At 66.5% G+C, this 18379-nt stretch carries 17 protein-coding genes and 1 pseudogene; 10 read left to right on the top strand and 8 right to left on the bottom strand.

All coding sequences use genetic code 11. The annotated features are described in order from the left end of the window. Positions 1-154 precede the first annotated feature (154 nt). The 4 genes from NA5_RS30360 to NA5_RS30375 all read right to left on the bottom strand — a co-directional run bounded on the left by NA5_RS30360 (position 155) and on the right by NA5_RS30375 (position 5341). A complete protein-coding gene (locus NA5_RS30360; RefSeq protein WP_062992210.1) occupies positions 155-1027 on the bottom strand; it encodes a universal stress protein in 873 nt (290 codons plus the stop codon). 279 nt (positions 1028-1306) lie between these two features. After that, the gene (locus NA5_RS30365) at positions 1307-3049 is read right to left on the bottom strand and encodes a GAF domain-containing sensor histidine kinase (RefSeq protein WP_062992212.1); all 1743 of its coding nucleotides are present in this window, start codon (positions 3047-3049) and stop codon (positions 1307-1309) included. 68 nt (positions 3050-3117) lie between these two features. Beyond that, entirely contained in the window at positions 3118-3759 is a 642-nt protein-coding gene (locus tag NA5_RS30370) for a response regulator (protein WP_062992214.1), read from the bottom strand. A gap of 31 nt (positions 3760-3790) precedes the next feature. Continuing rightward, a complete protein-coding gene (locus NA5_RS30375; RefSeq protein ID WP_245672467.1) occupies positions 3791-5341 on the bottom strand; it encodes a bifunctional aminoglycoside phosphotransferase/ATP-binding protein in 1551 nt (516 codons plus the stop codon). A 334-nt stretch (positions 5342-5675) separates the two neighbouring features. Here NA5_RS30375 and NA5_RS30380 point away from each other — a divergent pair, with 334 nt between their 5' ends. Next, positions 5676-6671: an Acg family FMN-binding oxidoreductase gene (locus NA5_RS30380; RefSeq protein ID WP_062992216.1), complete on the top strand. Its 996-nt coding sequence runs from the start codon at positions 5676-5678 to the stop codon at positions 6669-6671. A gap of 178 nt (positions 6672-6849) precedes the next feature. On the opposite strand, the gene NA5_RS42505 is transcribed toward NA5_RS30380, so the two are convergent. The 4 genes and pseudogenes from NA5_RS42505 to NA5_RS30395 all read right to left on the bottom strand — a co-directional run bounded on the left by NA5_RS42505 (position 6850) and on the right by NA5_RS30395 (position 8800). After that, the gene (locus NA5_RS42505; RefSeq protein ID WP_062992305.1) at positions 6850-7260 is read right to left on the bottom strand and encodes a DUF302 domain-containing protein; all 411 of its coding nucleotides are present in this window, start codon (positions 7258-7260) and stop codon (positions 6850-6852) included. A gap of 9 nt (positions 7261-7269) precedes the next feature. Continuing rightward, positions 7270-7824: pseudogene (locus NA5_RS42930) on the bottom strand (GyrI-like domain-containing protein); the annotation flags it as partial. Further along, complete coding sequence (locus tag NA5_RS30390) at positions 7745-8272, bottom strand: flavodoxin family protein (RefSeq protein ID WP_062992218.1); 528 nt, start codon at positions 8270-8272, stop codon at positions 7745-7747. The pseudogene NA5_RS42930 and the gene NA5_RS30390, both read right to left, overlap by 80 nt. 114 nt (positions 8273-8386) lie before the next feature. Then, positions 8387-8800 (bottom strand): hypothetical protein, encoded by a 414-nt coding sequence (locus NA5_RS30395; protein WP_062992220.1) that lies wholly within the window; start codon positions 8798-8800, stop codon positions 8387-8389. A 70-nt stretch (positions 8801-8870) separates the two neighbouring features. Here NA5_RS30395 and NA5_RS43065 point away from each other — a divergent pair, with 70 nt between their 5' ends. The 9 genes from NA5_RS43065 to hypE all read left to right on the top strand — a co-directional run bounded on the left by NA5_RS43065 (position 8871) and on the right by hypE (position 18291). Continuing rightward, on the top strand, positions 8871-9227 hold the full coding sequence (locus NA5_RS43065; RefSeq protein ID WP_062992222.1) for a SulP family inorganic anion transporter: 357 nt from the start codon (positions 8871-8873) through the stop codon (positions 9225-9227). Between the two features lie 75 nt (positions 9228-9302). Beyond that, the gene (locus NA5_RS30405) at positions 9303-9899 is read left to right on the top strand and encodes an Rv1733c family protein (RefSeq protein WP_062992224.1); all 597 of its coding nucleotides are present in this window, start codon (positions 9303-9305) and stop codon (positions 9897-9899) included. Further along, the gene (locus NA5_RS30410; RefSeq protein WP_062992226.1) at positions 9896-10819 is read left to right on the top strand and encodes a universal stress protein; all 924 of its coding nucleotides are present in this window, start codon (positions 9896-9898) and stop codon (positions 10817-10819) included. The genes NA5_RS30405 and NA5_RS30410 overlap by 4 nt, the downstream gene beginning before the upstream one ends. A 69-nt stretch (positions 10820-10888) precedes the next feature. Then, a complete protein-coding gene (locus NA5_RS30415; protein WP_063813693.1) occupies positions 10889-12208 on the top strand; it encodes a wax ester/triacylglycerol synthase domain-containing protein in 1320 nt (439 codons plus the stop codon). A gap of 62 nt (positions 12209-12270) precedes the next feature. After that, positions 12271-13275: an Acg family FMN-binding oxidoreductase gene (locus NA5_RS30420; protein WP_062992307.1), complete on the top strand. Its 1005-nt coding sequence runs from the start codon at positions 12271-12273 to the stop codon at positions 13273-13275. A gap of 261 nt (positions 13276-13536) precedes the next feature. Beyond that, the gene (gene hypF, locus NA5_RS30425; protein ID WP_062992230.1) at positions 13537-15864 is read left to right on the top strand and encodes a carbamoyltransferase HypF; all 2328 of its coding nucleotides are present in this window, start codon (positions 13537-13539) and stop codon (positions 15862-15864) included. Between the two features lie 2 nt (positions 15865-15866). After that, positions 15867-16130 (top strand): HypC/HybG/HupF family hydrogenase formation chaperone, encoded by a 264-nt coding sequence (locus NA5_RS30430; protein ID WP_062992232.1) that lies wholly within the window; start codon positions 15867-15869, stop codon positions 16128-16130. Next, positions 16127-17242 (top strand): hydrogenase formation protein HypD, encoded by a 1116-nt coding sequence (hypD, locus tag NA5_RS30435; RefSeq protein ID WP_062992234.1) that lies wholly within the window; start codon positions 16127-16129, stop codon positions 17240-17242. Before NA5_RS30430 ends, hypD begins: the two co-directional genes overlap by 4 nt. After that, positions 17239-18291, top strand: coding sequence for a hydrogenase expression/formation protein HypE (hypE, locus tag NA5_RS30440; RefSeq protein WP_062992236.1), 1053 nt, complete (start codon positions 17239-17241; stop codon positions 18289-18291). The genes hypD and hypE overlap by 4 nt, the downstream gene beginning before the upstream one ends. Positions 18292-18379: the final 88 nt, after the last annotated feature.

Below are 18379 nucleotides of genomic sequence, written 5' to 3' on the forward strand. Positions count from 1 at the left end.
GGCGCCACCACAACTGCTTGAGTGTTCTGGTTGTCGTCGTGGTGGCTGTGTCCGTGGGCCTGGTGGTGCAGGGCTACCGGACGGGTGTCAGCGGTGCGAAGGCCGCCTGGCACGACCGGCTCGGATCGTAGGCAGCCGGGGCAGGATCGGGCTGTCAGTCCTGGGGGCGGGCGATGATCACGGGGCAGTCGGCCGCATGCAGGACGGCCTGGCTGGTGGAACCGAGGGTCATACCGGCGAAGCCGCCGTCGCCGTGGCTGCCGACCACGATCAGTTGTGCGCGTTCGGCGGCGGCGAGGATGCGTTTGGCGGGGCGGTCCTCGGTGACCACTCGCTGGACGCGGACATCGGGGTACTTCTCGGTGTAGCCCGCCAGGCTTTCGGCGAGCAGTTCTTCGGCCTCGTTCGCCATATCAGTGCGGGGGATATAGCGATTGAATTCGGACCAGGTGTGCACTGCTACGAGGGCCGCGCGCCGCCGCGACGCCTCATCGAAGGCGACGTCGAGGGCACGGATGCCGCCCGGGGAGCCGTCGACACCGATCACGACCGGGCCGAGCGCCCGCTCGGGGGCCACCGTCTCCGGGATCACCGCGACCGGGCAATGTGCGTGCCGGGCCAGTGAGGTGCTTACGGACCCAAGTAGTCCACGCCGGAACGCGCCGAGGCCGCGGGTGCCGACCACCACCAGCCTGGCCTCCTTGGATCGGTCGCACAGCACAGGGACCGGTGGTGCCTCGACAACGAATGTCTCGATATCGAGCGGGTGAATCGAATCCGATACGGCGACAGCGGTTTTGCGTGCGAGCCCGACCGCGGCGGCGCCGGCTTGGCGATAGACGTCGTAGTCGATCTGATTGAAGGCGATATTTGGTCCGTAGTCGACCGGTGCGCCGATCGCGTAGATGATGTGCAGAGGCGCGCCGTGTCGGGCTGCGTCGACGGCAGCCCACCGCACGGCTTCGACGGAGTCGGCGGATCCGTCGGCGCCGACGAGGACGGGCGGATTGACGGTATTGGTGGACATGTGATTTCTCGGCTTTCTGGAGCGGATCGGCGCGGGCGCTTGATCACGTCGGCACCGACAACCACTGCGCCCGAGGCAATTCGATGCGGGATCGCTACGATGCGACATGTGGTCATGGGCTGCTGTCGGTCCAACGATCGGGTACACGTAGGTTAGGAACTCTGCGGGATCCCGCACGCCTGTCCAAGGTCCCGAACCCGAGGGCCCAAAGGGGCACGAAACTGAGGGCCAACGGCGGTGACTGCTCGCCTACCGCGCATATGGCCGCTGCACAGTATGTCAGGGCAGCGGCGCCGACCAGCGCAGCACTGTGCCACCACCGGGGCGGTTCTCGATGCTGAACGTACCACCCGCTTCCTTCGCCCGCGCCGCCATATTGGCCAATCCGCTGCGTCGCGCGATGTCATCGGGGACGCCGATGCCGTCGTCGGTCACCTCGATGCTGACGTCGTCACGCACTTTCAACTCCACCGATACGGTGCTCGCCGATGCATGCCGCACCACATTGCTCACGGCCTCGCGTAGCACCGCCTCGACGTCGTCAGACAGCGGTGGGGCGAGCACCGTCACCGGGCCTGCCAACCGCACGGTGGTGTGCAGCCCGGAATCCGCGGTCATATCGACGATGATCCCGTGCAGGTACTTGCGATATTTGGAGGAATCCGCGGTGGTATTGCTCTGCAGATCGAAGATCGAATGGCGGATGTCCTGCACAATCGCCTGCACATCGTCAATCGTTGCCAGCAGCCGAGATCGCACCTCGGGCGCGCGAGCCCGCTGCGCGGTGCTCTGCAGCGATAGCCCGACGGCGAACAGCCGCTGGATGACGTGATCGTGCAGGCCTCGGGCGATCCGATCGCGGTCGGAGAGTACGTCGAGTTCGCGCATACGCTCCTGGGTTTCGGCCAACCGCAAGGCAAGTGCGGCTTGGTCGGCGATGGTGGCCATCATCGTTTGCGCCGCAGTGTCGAGCGGTGGCGCGTCGGCCGGACGCAGGGTGGTGAGCACTCCGACGACGGAACGTCCGGCTCGCAGCGGGAGTATCAGCGCCGGGCCGAATTCAGGGGAGTCACTGAACGGGTCGTATGACAGTTTCTGGACCGACATAACCTGTCCGCGGCGAAACACTTCACCGGAGTTCGATGCCGCGACCGGTAGCCGTTGGCCGATGAGTTCATCGGCATCGAGGCCTGCTGCGGCGACCACCATCAACTCGGTGACCTCGTCGGCCGGGATATCGGGATCTTCAGGCAAGGCGATGAAGGTGCACGCCGATTCGGTCAGAGTGAGGGCTCGCTGGACGACGAGATCGAGAACCTCGTTCGATTCGGTGGCGACCAGCAGTTCGGTAGCCACATCCCTGGTCGCTTCGAGCCACTGCTGGCGGGCGCGGGACAGCTCATAGAGCCGGGCGTTCTCGATGGCGATGCCCGCGGCAGCTGCCAGGGCCCGCACCACTACCTCGTCGTCCTCGGTGAACTCCAGTCCGCCCGCTTTCTCGGTGAGGTAGAGGTTGCCGAACACTTCGTCACGGACTTGGACCGGAACGCCGAGGAACGTGTGCATCGGCGGGTGGTGTTCGGGGAAGCCGACCGAGGAGGGATGATCCGAAAGGTTGGTCAGCCGAATGGGTTTCGGTTGTTGGATGAGCAGGCCAAGCACACCGTGCCCGCGTGGCAGGTCGCCGATCAGGACGCGGGTGCGGTCATCGATGCCCTCATACACGAATTCGGCGAGCTGATTGTTCGTCGGATCGGTCTCCCGCACACCCAGCGCTCCGTATTGCGCGTCGACCAGCTCAATGGCGCTGTGCACGATCGTGCGCAGTGTGTTGTCAAGATCCAGACCGGCGGTGACGACCAGCATGGCCTCCATCAACCGATCCATCCGGTCGCGCACATCTACGATCTGCGCAATGTGGTCCTGGACCTCCATGAGCAGTTCGCGCAGCCGCAGCTGAGACAGTGTGTCGGTCACGGGTGGCCGACTGCTGTGCGCCCCGGCCGAAGCCTGGCCTTCCATACCGGGCATTCTTCCACGATCAATCCCACCGAGCCCGATCAGCGGCCGCGAATGGACTGGTCGGTCACCTACAGTTCCTGCTGGTTCAGTTTCGAGGCCAGAACGGCTGCCTGGGTGCGGCGTTCGACGCCGAGTTTGGTCAACAGCCGCGAGACGTAGTTCTTGACCGTCTTCTCAGCCAGGAACATCCGGCTTGCGATCTGCCGATTCGTCAACCCCTCGCCGAGTAGGGACAGCAGGGTGCGCTCCTGGTCGGTAAGGCTCGCGAGCGGCCCGGTCTTCGCTTCCGCCTCCGCGCGCAGCTTCGCCATCAGCGCCGCGGCAGCCCGGTTGTCGAGCAGCGATTTACCCGCACCGACCTCACGGATCGCATCGATCAGCTCCAGGCTCTTGATGTCCTTGACCACGTAGCCGCTGGCTCCGGCCAGAATGGCGTTGAGCATGGCCTGCTCGTCAGTGAACGAGGTCAGGATCAGACAGCGCAGCTTGGGCTCTGCGGACAGCAGTTCACGGCACAGTTCGATGCCGTTGCCATCAGGCAGGCGGACGTCGAGAACGGCGACATCGGGACGTAGCGCCGGAATCCGGGCGAGCGCCTGCGAGAACGAACCCGCTTCACCGACCACCTCGAGGTCGGATTCGAGGGCGATGAGATCGCCGATACCGCGGCGCACGATCTCATGATCATCGACCAAGAACACCCTGATCATGTCTTATGCCTCTCCCTCACACCGAATTCACTCAGCGTACGGAGCGGTCCGGTTCGTTGGATCGGCGTTGGACCTCTCTCTCGTGACCAAAGTCCCTTGATCTGTCCGATTCGGCCGCCGCTGCCCATTCTCCGCCGATTCGCCAGGCTCGGCATGCCGTCTCCAGGGTGTCGGCGAGTATCCGGCCGGTGTCCAAGGCGATGGCCTCCGGCCAGGGCGCATCGGCGGTGGACATGGCGGCGGCGATGGCAGGGGTCGCGTCGGAATCCCCGGCCGGGCGTTGCCGAATGCGTTCGTTCGCCAGCGATTCCGGGCAGTGGCATCGCAGTTGCACCAGTTCTGCGCTCGCTTCGTCGGCGAGCACGGCGGCGCGTCGTCGTTCGTCCGGATCGATCCAGCTCGCGTCGAGGATCACCGAGACGCCGGATTCGAGCAGCGCTCGAGCGCGGATGCGCAATTCGGCATAGACACGAGCCTTGTCGACCGGGGAGTACATTCCGACGCCGTATTCGCCGACCGGGTCGGTCACCTCTTCGGATGCGGCCAATTCCCTGCGCACCCTGTCGGTGCCGAGTACTACCGCACCGGTCGGCAGTGAAAGGTGTTCGGCGACTGTGGTTTTCCCGGTGCCGGGCAGTCCGCCGACAAGGGTGAGGCGGACCGCGGCCCGATCCAGACGGCGTGCCGCGATCCGCAGGTGGCGCCAAGTACGGTCGCGAGCTGTCACATCGCCCTGTTCGAAGCGGATCACATTCACCTTGGCACGGACGAGCGCGCGGTAGGCAACGTAGTGGTCCCGCAGGGACGACGGCGCCGAATCCTCGGTCACGCGTTGATAATCGTCGAGCAGGCGAGTGCTCAGATCATCGTGGCCGAGGTATTCGAGATCCATCGCCAGGAAGGCGATATCGTCCAGGCAATCGACGTAGCGCAGCTGATCGTCGAAGTCGAGGCAGTCGAGCACCCGGAAGCCATCGGGTAGCTCGAAGATGTCCTGGGCTTGCAGGTCGCCATGTCCATCGACGATGCGGCCCTGGGCGATCCTGCGGGTCAGCAAGGGTTTTCGGCCCTCGAGGTAGCGCATCGCACGCGCTTCTATCCGCGCGAGCAAGTCCGGAGCCACGAGATCGGCGGGTTGCGCCCGTAGGGTGCGCAGAAGCGCCTGCCATCGATCGCGCAGCGCCTCCGGGGTTCCGGCCAGGTCGATGTCCGGGCCGCGGCGAGCCGCGTGGTGGAACTGTGCCAGTACTCGGACCAGCGCTGAGATTTCCGAGCTACCGGCCGCCGCGTCGGTCAGGATATGGGTGAGCCTGCGGTGCTCCGGCATTCGGCGCATAACGAGTACCGGTTCGCTCGGGCCACCGGTGGTGTCGCTCAGGTGCGCGACACCGAGATACACGTCCGGGGCCATCCGGCGATTGAGTTCGAGTTCACGTACGCAGGCCCGCTCGCGCAGGTCCGGCGTGCTGAAGTCCAGGAAGTCGGTAGCAATCGGTTTCTTCACCTTGTACGCACGGTCGCCGCACAGCACAACGACGCCGGTATGGGTTTCGCGTAGATCGGCGGGCGACCCGTTCGACACGATCACGAGGCGAGCCGTTCAGCAAGCGCGGTCAAGGCCATGCCCGCCGCGGCGCCGCCGTCGACGACGGCGCGGTGACCGTGCAGGTCTGGTCTATGGACCGCGGACATGGCGATCGGATCCTTCCGGTTGTGGTGGTCCCAGACTTGCGCACCGACCCGGTGCGCGGTGATGGCCGAAGGTCCTTGATCCGCAGGGTCTTCGGGTCCGATCTCGGTGTCAGGACAGGGTTCGGCGAGAGTCGGCCGAAGTCCTGCGAGTAGGGGTCGTCGTGCCCTTACCCGGGACCGCGCGCCGATGGGACCGTGGGGCGAAATCGATGAAGGAAGGCGAAATGGAGCACGGATTGCCCGACGACAACACCGTGAAGACAGCGCTGGCGCTCGCGGTGCGGGCGCCGTCGGTGCACAATGTCCAGCCGTGGCGGTGGCGGATCAATAGCTGTTCCATCCACCTCTACCTGGACCCGGAGCGCGCAATGCCCTCGTCCGATCCGGATCAGCGCGAGCTGGTGCTGAGTTGTGGAGCGGCCCTGCATCACCTGTGCGTCGCGTTGGCAGCGCTCGGCTGGTCGGCGGTGGTGCATCGGCTGCCGAATCCGGCGGATCCGAACTACTTGGCCGCGGTCGAGTTGCTGCGGCATCGGCCTACACCGCTGGATACCGCGCTGAGCGCGGCGATCTCGAGACGCCAGACCGACCGCAGGCATTACTCTTCATGGCCGATCCCGCACGGATATCTGGGCTTGGTGACCGAACGCGCCGCCGCGCTGGGGGCAACCGTGACCCACGCCGGTAACCGTCACCGCGAGGTGTTGATCGAGGCAATGCGGACCGCCGCCGCCTTGCACGCCGGAGATGTGGAATCCCGCTTCGAATTGGCGAATTGGTCTGGCAGGCACAGTTCGGACGACGGGGTACCCGCCAGGAACACCCCTCGCGTGGAGTCGCATGACGAACTGCCTGCTCGCGAGTTCGCAGCACCAGCGTTGGCCGACGGTGCGCTCGAACCCGATTACGCCGAACTACTGGTGATCAGCACTTCGGCCGACGATCGGCTGTCGCGGTTGCGCGCGGGCGAGGCGATGAGTGCGGTGCTGCTGACCGCCACCAATATCGGACTGGCCACCTGCCTGCTCACCGAACCGCTCGAGCTCGCGGACCTACGCAACAGAATGCGCCTCGAGGTGCTCGACGGCGTCGCCCAACCGCAGGCGGTTCTACGGATCGGTTGTCTTCCGACCAATGCACCGTCGTTGCCGGTGACACCGCGACGGTCGGTGGAAGATGTGCTCAGTCCGTTCGAGCCGACTGCTCCCACCTGCTCATGAGTGACAGCGGGGACCGCTGAAACCACCTGTCCTCGGTGGTCCCGTGTCCTCGGTCGCCGACCGTCCCCGATATGGTCGGCAACCCGGTCGAGATCAGCGAGCCGGACTAGGCACCGAGTAAGCGCGAATAGGGTGACCGACCGTATATGGTCGGCCACGCTGAGTGTGGGAGACGCCGCTAAGCCGGTGCGGCGCAACGCTTTACCACCGCATCCAAGGCTGCCGCCAAACCGGCGCGGGCTTCCTGCGCGATCGGCTGCAGCGCGGGCTGTTGCGTATTGGCGACGAGGATGTCCGGGTCGATGGCTTCGACAATGGTGGCGCCGTTGTCGGTGCGCACCACCACATTGCAGGGCAGCAGCAGGCCGATGTGCCGGTGAATGCCGATCGCCCGGTGCGCGAGCATCGGGTTGCAGGCGCCGAGGATCAGGTAGTCCTCCATCTCGATGTCGAGTTTCGCCCGCAAGGTCGCGCGCACATCGATTTCGGTCAGCACGCCGAAACCTTGTTCGGCCAAGGCCTCGCGTACGGCGGCGACGGTCTCGGCGAACGGGGTCGGCACCCGCACGAGGAGTTCGGCGGATGCCACGGGAATGCGGATCTCGGTGAGCAGGTCGCGTGCGTCGACGACCTCGTCGGGAGCGACCAGATACACCTCGGTCGGCGGTCCCACCGGATGGAACGACGATGTGCGCAACCAATTCTCCAACGCTCGGTACGCGTCGCCGATGTGTTGATAGTCGCCGCGATGGGCGGTACGGGCGTAGAGGCACGGCTCAGCTCGGCGCACCGTCACTTGGTCGCGGTTGTCGCCGATGGGCCCGAGCGTGACTGGTAGCGCGAAGTCGACCTCGGTCGATGTGGTCGCGCGGAAGTCACCGAGGTAGGTGGTCGACGGCGGCCCGGCCGGTGCCAGACCGGTGCTGGCCGCCAGCTCGTACAGTGCCTGCATCCCGGCGCCGATATCGTCGCCCGCGTGGTCGGCGCGGATGGCGCGCCGCAGTTCGAGAACGGTCTGCGGGCGCGCTTCATCGATCAGGACGCGGTAGTGCACTGTCGTAATCCTTCGGGTCTCAGACCCGATGCGTGAAGCGATCGAGTTCGGAATGTGCCAAGCGCTCGGCCCAAAGTCGAGCGCGTTCGAGCTCACCATGGGCAAGGGGGCCCTGCATGCCCTCGACGAAGAAGTCCACTGGATCGTCGGCGAGCTCATAACCCAAGCGCCGCAATCGTTTCCCGGCGCCACGTGCGGCCGAGCCCGGCAGCCACCGCGGTTTGGCGGCTTTCGTGCAGAAGGCCGCGGCCCGAGACCCCTCGGACACCGGCAGCGCCGCGTCGAGCCATTCGCGGATGCCGATATCGACCGCGACCGGCGCATCGGTGTTCCCGGCGGCATCGCGGCGGGTTCGCGTGCGACTCAGGCCGAAGGTGTGAGTAGGTCCGCCGACCACCAGTAGATCGATTGTCGGCTCCGGCATCTGCGCGGCGGCGGCGACGCTGAGCACCTCCACCTCGGCGTGTGAGCGTAATCCGTCCGCGATCGCCCGGGCGATCGCGGCGGTATTGCCGAACATCGATTCATAAACGACCCGAGCCCGCATCTCAGTCTCCTAATTTCGCTATGACCGGCGGAAGTGATTTCGACGCTACGTCCGGGCTACGGTGGCGCACAGAGCCGAACCGACGCTTCCCGAGTGACTTTCGACCGTCGGTGATCAGGTGCGGGCGCCGTCGCGTCGTAGCAATGCGCCGCCGAGGAGCAACACCGCGAGGCCGAACCCGACACAGATCGGCTGTAACCAGCTGAATTCGCGGATGACCACGAGCTGCACCATGATCCAGCCGACCAGGGCCAGACCCGAGATCATTGCAGCAGGCGGTGTCCGCTCGTCATCGCGTGCCGCGAACAGCGCGGTCACCGTCATCGGGAATCCGACGACGAGCGCGAGCATGAGACCGGCGAAAGCGGGGCTGTGGAACGGAATTCGGTCCTCGATGGTAGCGCCGAGGTCGAGCACTCCGGTCATCAAGCCGAGCACGCCGACGACTGCCCAGGTGGCGACGAGGCCGGACAACAGGCACAGTAGAGCCTCGCTGGCACCGAGTCTGCGGACATGCATGGTGATCATGAGTCGACTGTGCGCGGCAGCGGACCGCCCTGGACAGGGTCCGACGACCCCATGATGTGGGCTGGAAGTCGTGTTCGGTGTCTCTCGTTGGCTACGTCGCGGCAGCTGCCCCTTCGCGCCACACCTGGACCAATGGGAGTGGCAGACCAGTGTGCTCGGTGTCGGTATCGCGGTCGTCGGATTCTGCGATAACGCGCTGACCGTGAGGGCATTCGCGGCCAGGCACGGTCAACAGGTCGTGGTGAACACCGAGCTCGCCGCACTCGGCCCGACGAACCTGGCTTCCGGTCTGCTGCAAGGCTTTCCGGTGAGCTGCAGCGGCAGTCGAACCAGCATCGCCGACGCGATGGATCCGACGTTGCCGACAGCCGTTGCCGCATTCCAGCAGGACCAGCAGCCGGGGCCACTCGGCCCACCCGGGAGATGACCTTCTTCTCTGCCCGCGCCGCTGTCGAGTCGCGATGCTCGTTGATATCGAGCCGTCGGACGAGGTGAGGTGGCGATGTCGGACAGTGTGACGATCCCGCTGCAGGGGTGGCGGACCCGCCTTTTCGGCGTGTGGTGGCTGCGGCCGTGGAATTCGAATCCGCTGATGCGCAGCTCCGATCGGGTCGAGGCCGCAGTGCGGATCATCGCAGTGGTCGCGGTACTGGTCGCGGTGCCGGTCGCAGGTGCCCTCGGCACCGAGGCATACACCGCCGACGTCGCCAGGATACATACCGAGCAAGCGACGAAATCGGTGGTGAACGCGGTGATTACCGACGAGCCGCAACGTACCTCGGAACACGGCGTGGAAGCACGGGTGCAGTGGCAGCAGAACGAGCGCATCGACACCGCGACCGTACCGGTGCCGCGCCAGGCGCAGCCCGGTGACCGGGTCGCGGTCTGGCTCGGACCCGACGGTGCGCCGACCACCAGGCCGCGACAGGCGGACGCGGCCCCGATTACCGGGATCGGTGTCGGCGTGATCGTACTCGTTGGCACCGGGTTCGTCGGCTTGTGCCTCGTGCGGGGCACGCAATGGCTGTTGGACCGCCGCCGGGGCACCAGATGGGACCGGGAATGGGTCTCGCGGACGATCAAAGAGGACCGACAATGACCTCGAAGGGACAGCACGTGGCAGACGAAAATGCTTCGCTCGCGGAACAACCCGATGCACCGATCCTCGCGGCCGTCGACGGCTCGGCGAATTCATATCAGGCGGTCGCGTGGGCGGCGGCCGAGGCCGCGTTGCATCATCGCAGGCTGCACCTTCTCACCTCGGTGGGGATTCAGATGGGCTACGGTCCCGGTGTACTGCTGACGGAAACCGACACCGAATGGCTGCGCAGCGAAGGCGAGCGGATCCTGACCGAGGCAACTCGCCTCGCACGGACGGCCGCACCTGGTGACGATCTCGCCATCACCACCGAGGTGACCTTCAACCTGATCATTCCAACGCTGATCGAGCGCTCCGCGCACGCGCACCTGCTGGTGGTCGGCAGCCGGGGCAGCGGCGCGCTCCAGCGCGGATTGCTCGGCTCGGTGAGCACCGCCGCTACCCATCACGCGCACTGCCCGGTCGCGGTGATCCACGGGATCGCCGCGCTCGATCCGGTCTCGGCGACCCAACCGGTTCTGGTCGGCGTCGACGGCACCGAGAACAGTGCCCCCGCCATCGAACTCGCTTTCGAGGAGGCCTCGCACCGCAAGGTGGACCTGATCGCCTTGCACGCGTGGAGCGACACCAGCGCGGTAGACCTGCCGATGGTCAACTGGGAGACCGCCCGCGGCTCGGCGGAGGCGGTGCTCGCCGAAAGCCTTGCGGGCTGGGCCGAACGCTATCCAGATGTGAAGGTGCATCGAATCGTGGTGGTCGACCGGCCCGTTCGCGCGTTGCTCGACGAGTCGGCAAACGCCCAGCTGGTAGTCGTCGGCTGCCGCGGCCGCGGCGGATTCACCAGCATGGTCCTCGGTTCCACCAGCAACGGGTTATTGCATTCGGTGGAGGTGCCGATGATCGTGGTGCGTTCGAACTGATCTCGAACACTCGGCGCGACAGTCGATCTCGACCGCCGCCCCGGCTGTCTTCGGAGGAGGAGCATGGTGATGCCGGAACCCGCTCCGATCGAGCGTGCCACGGCCACGGATATCACCGTATTGGTTGCCGATCGGACATCGGTGCCGATGAATATCGGCGCGATCCTGGTATTCGGTGATGCAACCGCGCCGAATCCGGCCGCCATCCGCGCTCTGCTCGCCGACCGCGTTACGCGCATACCTCGGCTGCGACAAACATTGCGTCGCGCACCTTTCGGCTGTGGACGACCGATCTGGGTCGATGCGCCCGATTTCCAGGTGGACCGACAACTGGAGGAGGTACGACGGCCAGAATCGGGCGGCGATCGTGCATTGCTCGATATCGCGGCCGAATTGCTGTGTACGCCGCTACCCGACGACGGTCCCCGGTGGCGAGCGCATCTGGTGACAGTGCCCGGATGCGTTGGCTTGGTGGTGATCATGCATCACGTGCTCGCGGACGGCGTCGGAGGTTTGGCGGTATTGAGCGCGTTGGCCGACGAAAGCCCCGCGCTACCCATTCGGGATTTTCCGCGGCCGCCGCCGCGGCGGTTGGCGTTGGCCGCGGACGCGACTCGGGAAAAGATACGGGCATTCCGCTCGCTGCCCGCCGATATCCGACGCGGGTTCATCGGTTTGCGCGAACTCGGCCTCAGTTGGGCGAGTATGCGTCCGATCGAGCGGACCTCGCTGAACCGGCGGACTTCCCGGCGACGTCGCCTGGCGTGGGTCACGGTGCCGTTGGACGATATCGTCACCACCGCGCACCGGCACGGCGGCACGGTCAACGATGTCGTGCTAGCGGCCGTCACCGGCGCGCTGCTGCACGTCCTGCACACCCGCGGTGAGTGGCCGGATCGGCTGGTGGTGTCGGTACCGGTCTCGGGCCGCCGCGGCACCGCCGCGAACGAACTGGGCAATGACACCGGGGTCCGGCCGATCTCGGTTCCGGCCACCGGCGATGACTCGACTCGGCTCACCGAAATCATCACCGCGACAAAGGCTTCGAGCCGCACGAGATGGCGAGCATCCTCTGCGGCGCCGCTGGGAGCGCTATTCCGGATGCTGCATCGGACGGGGCTGTTCCGACTGTTCGTCGAACATCAGCGCATGGTGCACACCTTCGAAACGAACCTGCGTGGCCCGACCGTCGCGCTACACCTCGCAGGCAGCCGAGTGGAGACGATGGTGCCCTTGGTGGCGACGCCCGGAAATACCGGTGTGACCTTCGCGGTCCTGTCCTACGCGGGCACCCTCGGAGTCGCCGTGATCGCGGATCCGGTGATCGTTCCCGACCAGGACGCCCTCGCCGAGTCACTGAGTACGGCTTTCGAACGCCTCGTTCGGTGATCTGCGCTGGGGCAGCCGCCAGGGGTGTGGCGGATTGCCAGGGTGACGCCCAGACTGGAGCCATGACCGAAGGAGACGTAGCTCACACTGCCGTGGTGCCCGACCACGACACTCTGGTGGCGGTTTTGCGGTTGGCGCAACGTGCGCCGTCGGTACACAACACCCAGCCCTGGCGGTGGGTCTTCGATGGCAGCCGGTTGCACCTGCACACCGATCCCGACCGATTGCTATCGGCCGCGGATCCACACGGCCGTCAGCGGATCATCAGCTGCGGCGCCAACCTGCACCATCTTCGCACCGGCTTTGCCGCTCACGGCTGGCATACCGACATCACCCGGCTCCCGGACCCCGACAGCCCCGACTATCTGGCGATGATCGCCTTCCGACCGTGGCCCGACCCGCCAGCCGGGATCCCGGCGCGGGCACGCGCGATGGAACAACGCCGCACCGATCGGCTGCCGATGCTGCCACCGCACGGCTGGGCCGAGGTCCTCGCCTCTGTGCGCAGACTCGTATCACCCCACGACGTCGCCCTTGACGTGCTCGACGACAGCGCACGGGCACGGTTGGCCGCGGTGTCGGAACATACCGCGGCCGCCCGCAAGGACGACCCGATGTATCAGACCGAATTGTATTGGTGGGCTGGACATCCCGACACCACGGAGGGAATTCCGCCGACCGGGTTGGTGTCGGACGCGGAGTTCGCACGGGTGGATGTCGGGCGAGTGTACCCATCCGCGCCGCATTCGATGCGCCGCGGCGAACTCACCGATCACTCCACGCTGGTGGCGTTGAGCACCAAAGGTGATTCGGTGTCACAGTGGCTGCACACCGGTGAGGCATTGTCGGTGGTGCTGCTCGAATGCACCGCCGCCGGTTTGACGACGTGCGCACTGACCCATGTCACCGAGCTACCCGCGGCTCGTCGAACTATCGCGGAGCTGGTCGACACCCGGACCACACCCCAGGTCCTGATCCGCATCGGTGCCGCGCCTGCCGAGGAGACGCCGCTGCCGCCGACGCCGAGGCGCCCGGTCGAGGAGATCTTCACGATCGACTCGCAGTGACCGCCTTTGCCGAGAGTTCGCGCTTCCTAGGCTGGTGCGGTGGGCGTCGCACGCTCTCCTGATCCTCGTCGCGATGCTGACCGAAGTCCCTACCGTTCGGGCATGCTGCATTGGATCGACACACTGATCCGGTGTGCGCATCACCGGATCACGCGTGCCAGTTGGTCGCACGGTGCAGGACTTTCGGCCCTTGAGGTGCGCTGTGGGCACCCACCATCGTGGGGTCATGCGCATGGATGATCAACCGGCTACCGATTGGCCATGGCGATGACGCGGTCGGCCACGGTCGACGTGCGTCGATGCATCCGGATCCGGGTTCATGGCGTCGTGCAGGGCGTCGGATTCCGTCCGTTCGTCTATCGGCTTGCCCACGGTCTCGGTTTGACCGGTGATGTGCGCAATGCGGGCGGCCACGTTGTCATCCGGGTAGCCGGACCGACCGTATCGGTGGCCGATTTCCTTGCCCACCTCGCGGAAACTGCCCCGACATCGGCCCGTGTCGATCGCATAGAGGCCGAGTCGATGGCGGTCGAAACCGTGCTGGGGCCTGGCTTTTCGGTGGTCGGCAGTATCGCCGACGCCCGGGTTACCCCGCAGGTGCCGCCGGATCTGGCGATCTGTGCGGCGTGCCTGCGTGAGCTGTTCGACCCGACCGATCGCCGCTACCGGTACCCATTTCTCAACTGCACTGACTGTGGGCCGCGCGCGACCGTCATCGACGGGCTGCCCTACGACCGGGAGCGCACCGCGATGCGCGCCTTCGAGCTATGCCCGGCCTGTTCGCGCGAGTACCACGACCCCGCCGATCGACGATTCCACGCCGAGCCGACCAGTTGCCCGGACTGCGGACCGCGGCTGGCATGGCATGCCGACAACGAAATATTCAGCGCGGCAGGAGAAGACGCGCTGCAAGCGGCCAGTGCGGTGGTCGCCGGGGGCGGCATCGTCGCAATGAAGGGTATCGGCGGATATCAGCTGGTGTGCGACGCCGGAGACGACGCGGTCGTGGCCCGGCTCCGCGAAACCAAGCCGCGCCCGACCAAACCGCTCGCGGTCATGGTGGCCGATATCGCCGCCGCGCGGGAACTGGGCAGTGTGGACGCCATAGCGGCCGAGCTGCTCGGCTCCGCGGCCGCGCCGATCGTGCTGCTGCCCCGCCGTGCCGATGCGCAGGTGTCGGCGGCGGTCGCCCCGGGATCGGCCGAGATCGGTGTCTTTCTGCCGTACAGCCCACTACACCAGCTGCTGCTGTCGGAACTGAAGCGGCCGCTGGTCGTCACCAGCGGCAACCGCGGTGGGGCGCCGATCATCATCGATGACGCCGCAGCGCTAACCACGTTGCGGCCGATCGTCGACGGGATTCTCACCCACGACCGACCCATTCGGACCCGTTACGACGACTCCGTGGTTCGCGTCGTCGCATGCCGGATCAGCAGCGTGCGGCGAGGCCGCGGCTATGCGCCGACCCGGATTCCTTTGCCCACATATGCCGCGGCGCCGATTCTCGCGGTGGGCGCGCAGTTGAAACACACCAGTACCCTCGCCGTCGGCGAGATGGCGATCGTCGGACCGCATACCGGCGATCTGGAGAACCCGGATGCTTACACGGCGTTCGAGCAGGCCGCGGACACGCTGTGCCTACTGCACAACGCGCGGCCGAAAGTCGTTGCGCACGATCTGCATCCGGGATATCTGTCCACCCGGTACGCACGCCGCTGGCCCACAGAGTCTCGCATCGCGGTGCAACATCATCACGCACACGTTGCCGCCACGGCTGCGGAGCACGGCGTCACCGGTCCGTTCGTCGGTATCGCACTGGACGGATTGGGGCTCGGTGAGGATGGCACGTTCTGGGGTGGCGAAATTCTGGTGGCGGATCTGTGCGGCTACCGCAGGTTCGGCCGTTTCGGCACCGCACCGATGCCTGGCGGAGCGGCCGCGGTGCGCAGGCCCGCACGGATGGCGCTGGGATACCTTTTCGGGGCAGAGCGATTCGATGATCACACCGAACCGGTGGCGGCCGGTGGCCTGCTGGACCGTATGGATGCCCGGGAGGTCGCGGTCATCCGCGGCATGATCGAGCAGGAGTTGAATTGTCCACGCGCGTCGAGTGCGGGACGGTTGTTCGACGCGGTCGCGGCCCTGTTGGGCATATGCGACGACAACAACTACGAAGGCGAGGCAGCGGTCCGGCTGCAGGCTGCGGCGGTCGGACGGACCGGAGCGGCGCCACTGCGGTGGGCGTTACACCAGCGCGACGGCCTGCTGGTGTACGACCCCACCCCGACTCTGCGCGACGTCGTGGCACTGGCCGCCGACGAGCCGGTCGGGGAGGTGGCGGCTCGATTCCATCGAACCGTGGCGACCGTGATGGTCACCATGGCCGCCGCGGCCGCCGCGGTATCCGGCACCGATGTCGTCTGTCTGGGTGGCGGGGTCTTCCAGAACGCCCGGCTGACCACCGCGGTGCTGGACGGTCTCGCGGCTACGGGACTGAACGGCCTGGTCGGCGAACAGATCCCGATGAACGACGGCGGTATCAGTTACGGCCAAGCGGCCATCGCGGCCGCGCGCATGAGTAGGAGCTGATCATGTGCCTGGGTGTGCCCGGCCAGATCGTCGCGGTGAGCGACGAATCAGCCTTGCGGATGGGAACGGTCGATTTCGAGGGCATCCGGCGGCCGGTGTGCCTGGCCTACGCGCCGGATGCGGATATCGGCGACTACGTGATCGTGCATGTCGGTTTCGCCATCAGCCGGGTGGACGAAATCGAAGCCGCCAAGACGCTCGCGGTGATCCGGGCCATTCCGGACGCCCTGGCCACAGAACTCGGCCCGGAAGCGGAGGCATTATGAAATACCTCGACGAATATCGTGACCCGGTACTGGCCCAGCGGCTGCTGAACGAGCTCCGGGCGAGTGCCACCCGTCCATGGGCGATCATGGAAGTCTGTGGCGGACAGACGCATACCCTGGTCCGCCAAGGGATCGACGAACTACTGCCCGCCGGGATTCGGATGATCCACGGCCCCGGTTGTCCGGTCTGTGTCACACCGCTGGAGATGATCGATCAGGCGGTATCGATCGCAGCCCGGCCGGAGGTGATCTTCACCAGTTACGGTGACATGCTGCGGGTTCCGGGCAGCACGGGCGATCTGCTCGGTGTCAAGGCCCGCGGCGGCGACGTCCGCGTGGTCTATTCACCATTGGATGCCGTGACCATCGCGCGGGAGAATCCCGACCGCGAGGTGGTGTTCTTCGCGGTCGGTTTCGAAACCACCGCGCCCGCCAACGCGATGGCGGTGCTACATGCCGCGACCGCCGGGATCGGCAACTTCAGCGTGCTGGTCAGCCATGTGCTGGTGCCACCTGCGATCACCGCGATCCTGGATGCGCCTGAAAACCAGGTGCAGGGTTTTCTGGCCGCCGGGCACGTCTGCGCGGTGATGGGCTGGACCGAATACGAGCCGATCGTCGCGCGGTACCGGGTGCCGATCGTGGTGACCGGATTCGAACCGCTGGATTTGCTCGAGGGCATCCTGATGGTAGTGCGGCAACTGGAGGACGGTCGCGCGGAACTCGACAATCAGTACGTCCGCGCGGTGCGTCGTTCCGGCAATCCCGCTGCGCAAGAGGCGATCCGGCGGGTATTCCGGATCACCGAACGCAACTGGCGGGGGATCGGCGCCATCCCCGAGAGCGGGCTGACCCTCGCCCCCGAGTTCGCCGATCATGATGCGCAACAGCGATTCTCGGTCGATGACACGCAATCCACGGAGAATTCGGACTGCATCGCGGGCGCGATTCTGCGTGGCACCGCGCTCCCCACCGATTGCCCCGCCTACGGCATCCGATGCACGCCACGGAATCCGCTGGGGGCGCCGATGGTTTCGGCCGAAGGCACCTGCGCGGCCTTCTACAACGCCGGTCGGCAACCGCGTCCGCTGACCGTGGAGGTCGTGCGATGACCGCCGTCGATCCGGTGCGGGCCAGTTGCCCGATGCCGCGTACGGAAACCGAACGAGTGCTGCTCGGGCACGGTTCCGGTGGGCAGCTGATGGCTGAACTGCTCGATGAGGTGATCGTCGCCGAGCTCGGCGACGGTTCGGCACAACAGGATGCGGCCATCGTCGAATTGGGCAGCACCAGTGCGGTTTTCAGCACCGACAGCTTCGTGGTCACGCCACGGTTCTTCCCCGGCGGTGATATCGGGACCCTCGCCGTGCACGGCACCGTCAACGATCTGGCCATGCGTGGGGCGCGTCCGGTCGCGCTCGCCCTGGCCTATGTGCTCGAGGAAGGGCTGCCGATCGCCGAATTGCGGGCCATCACCGCCTCGGTCGCCGCGGCCGCGGCTGCCTGTGGGGTGCGGGTGGTCACCGGCGATACGAAGGTGGTCGACCGCGGTGCGGCGGACGGGATCTACCTCACCACCACCGGTATCGGTGCGCAGCTGGCGGGTGCCGATCCGTCAGCGACGCGCGGCGCGCCCGGGGATGTGGTGATCGTGTCCGGGCCGATCGGCGCACACGGCATCGCGATCCTGTGCGCCCGCGGCGGTCTCGGATTCGAGGCCGATATCCGTTCCGACAGTAGGCCGCTTCACGAATTGGTGGCGGCGATGATCGCGGCATGCGGCCCCGATATCCACGCGCTGCGCGATCCGACCCGGGGTGGTGTGGCCAGTGCGCTCAACGAACTCGCGTCCGCCTCCGCTGTGGGCATAGACATCGTCGAGGCTGATGTGCCGGTGCCCAGCGACGTCGCCGCGACCTGCGAACTACTCGGCCTGGATCCGCTGCATGTGGCCAATGAGGGGTGTCTGGTCGCGCTGGTCGCCGCGGATGCCGCCGACAAGGCGCTGGCGGCGATGCGGTCGGTGCCCGCCGGAGCGCAGGCCAGGGTGATCGGTCGGGTCACCGACGGACCGGTCGGCCGGGTCACCGCGCGCACGCTGATCGGTGCGGGCCGCATCGTGGACATGCTGGTTGGTGAACAGTTGCCCCGCATCTGTTAGGGCATTGGCCTTGCGCTGGTGGGACCTTCGCCTCTCGCGCCTCGGCCTCCCGCGCGACGAGACTCGAAACAAGAGCACCTGTCCGTCG

The sequence above is a fragment of the Nocardia anaemiae NBRC 100462 genome (assembly GCF_001612725.1).
In the GTDB taxonomy this organism is placed as follows: domain Bacteria; phylum Actinomycetota; class Actinomycetes; order Mycobacteriales; family Mycobacteriaceae; genus Nocardia; species Nocardia anaemiae.

Excerpts from the sequence above, each read along its gene's own strand:
- NA5_RS30415 (WP_063813693.1), top strand. The coding sequence starts at position 10,889 with ATGCCGGAACCCGCTCCGATCGAGCGTGCCACGGCCACGGATATCACC.
- NA5_RS30365 (WP_062992212.1), bottom strand. The coding sequence starts at position 3,049 with ATGGAAGGCCAGGCTTCGGCCGGGGCGCACAGCAGTCGGCCACCCGTG.
- hypF (WP_062992230.1), top strand. The coding sequence starts at position 13,537 with ATGGCGATGACGCGGTCGGCCACGGTCGACGTGCGTCGATGCATCCGG.
- hypD (WP_062992234.1), top strand. The coding sequence starts at position 16,127 with ATGAAATACCTCGACGAATATCGTGACCCGGTACTGGCCCAGCGGCTG.
- hypE (WP_062992236.1), top strand. The coding sequence starts at position 17,239 with ATGACCGCCGTCGATCCGGTGCGGGCCAGTTGCCCGATGCCGCGTACG.
- NA5_RS30430 (WP_062992232.1), top strand. The coding sequence starts at position 15,867 with ATGTGCCTGGGTGTGCCCGGCCAGATCGTCGCGGTGAGCGACGAATCA.
- NA5_RS30370 (WP_062992214.1), bottom strand. The coding sequence starts at position 3,759 with ATGATCAGGGTGTTCTTGGTCGATGATCATGAGATCGTGCGCCGCGGT.
- NA5_RS30360 (WP_062992210.1), bottom strand. The coding sequence starts at position 1,027 with ATGTCCACCAATACCGTCAATCCGCCCGTCCTCGTCGGCGCCGACGGA.
- NA5_RS30395 (WP_062992220.1), bottom strand. The coding sequence starts at position 8,800 with ATGATCACCATGCATGTCCGCAGACTCGGTGCCAGCGAGGCTCTACTG.
- NA5_RS30390 (WP_062992218.1), bottom strand. The coding sequence starts at position 8,272 with ATGCGGGCTCGGGTCGTTTATGAATCGATGTTCGGCAATACCGCCGCG.
- NA5_RS30410 (WP_062992226.1), top strand. The coding sequence starts at position 9,896 with ATGACCTCGAAGGGACAGCACGTGGCAGACGAAAATGCTTCGCTCGCG.
- NA5_RS30405 (WP_062992224.1), top strand. The coding sequence starts at position 9,303 with ATGTCGGACAGTGTGACGATCCCGCTGCAGGGGTGGCGGACCCGCCTT.
- NA5_RS30380 (WP_062992216.1), top strand. The coding sequence starts at position 5,676 with ATGGAGCACGGATTGCCCGACGACAACACCGTGAAGACAGCGCTGGCG.
- NA5_RS30420 (WP_062992307.1), top strand. The coding sequence starts at position 12,271 with ATGACCGAAGGAGACGTAGCTCACACTGCCGTGGTGCCCGACCACGAC.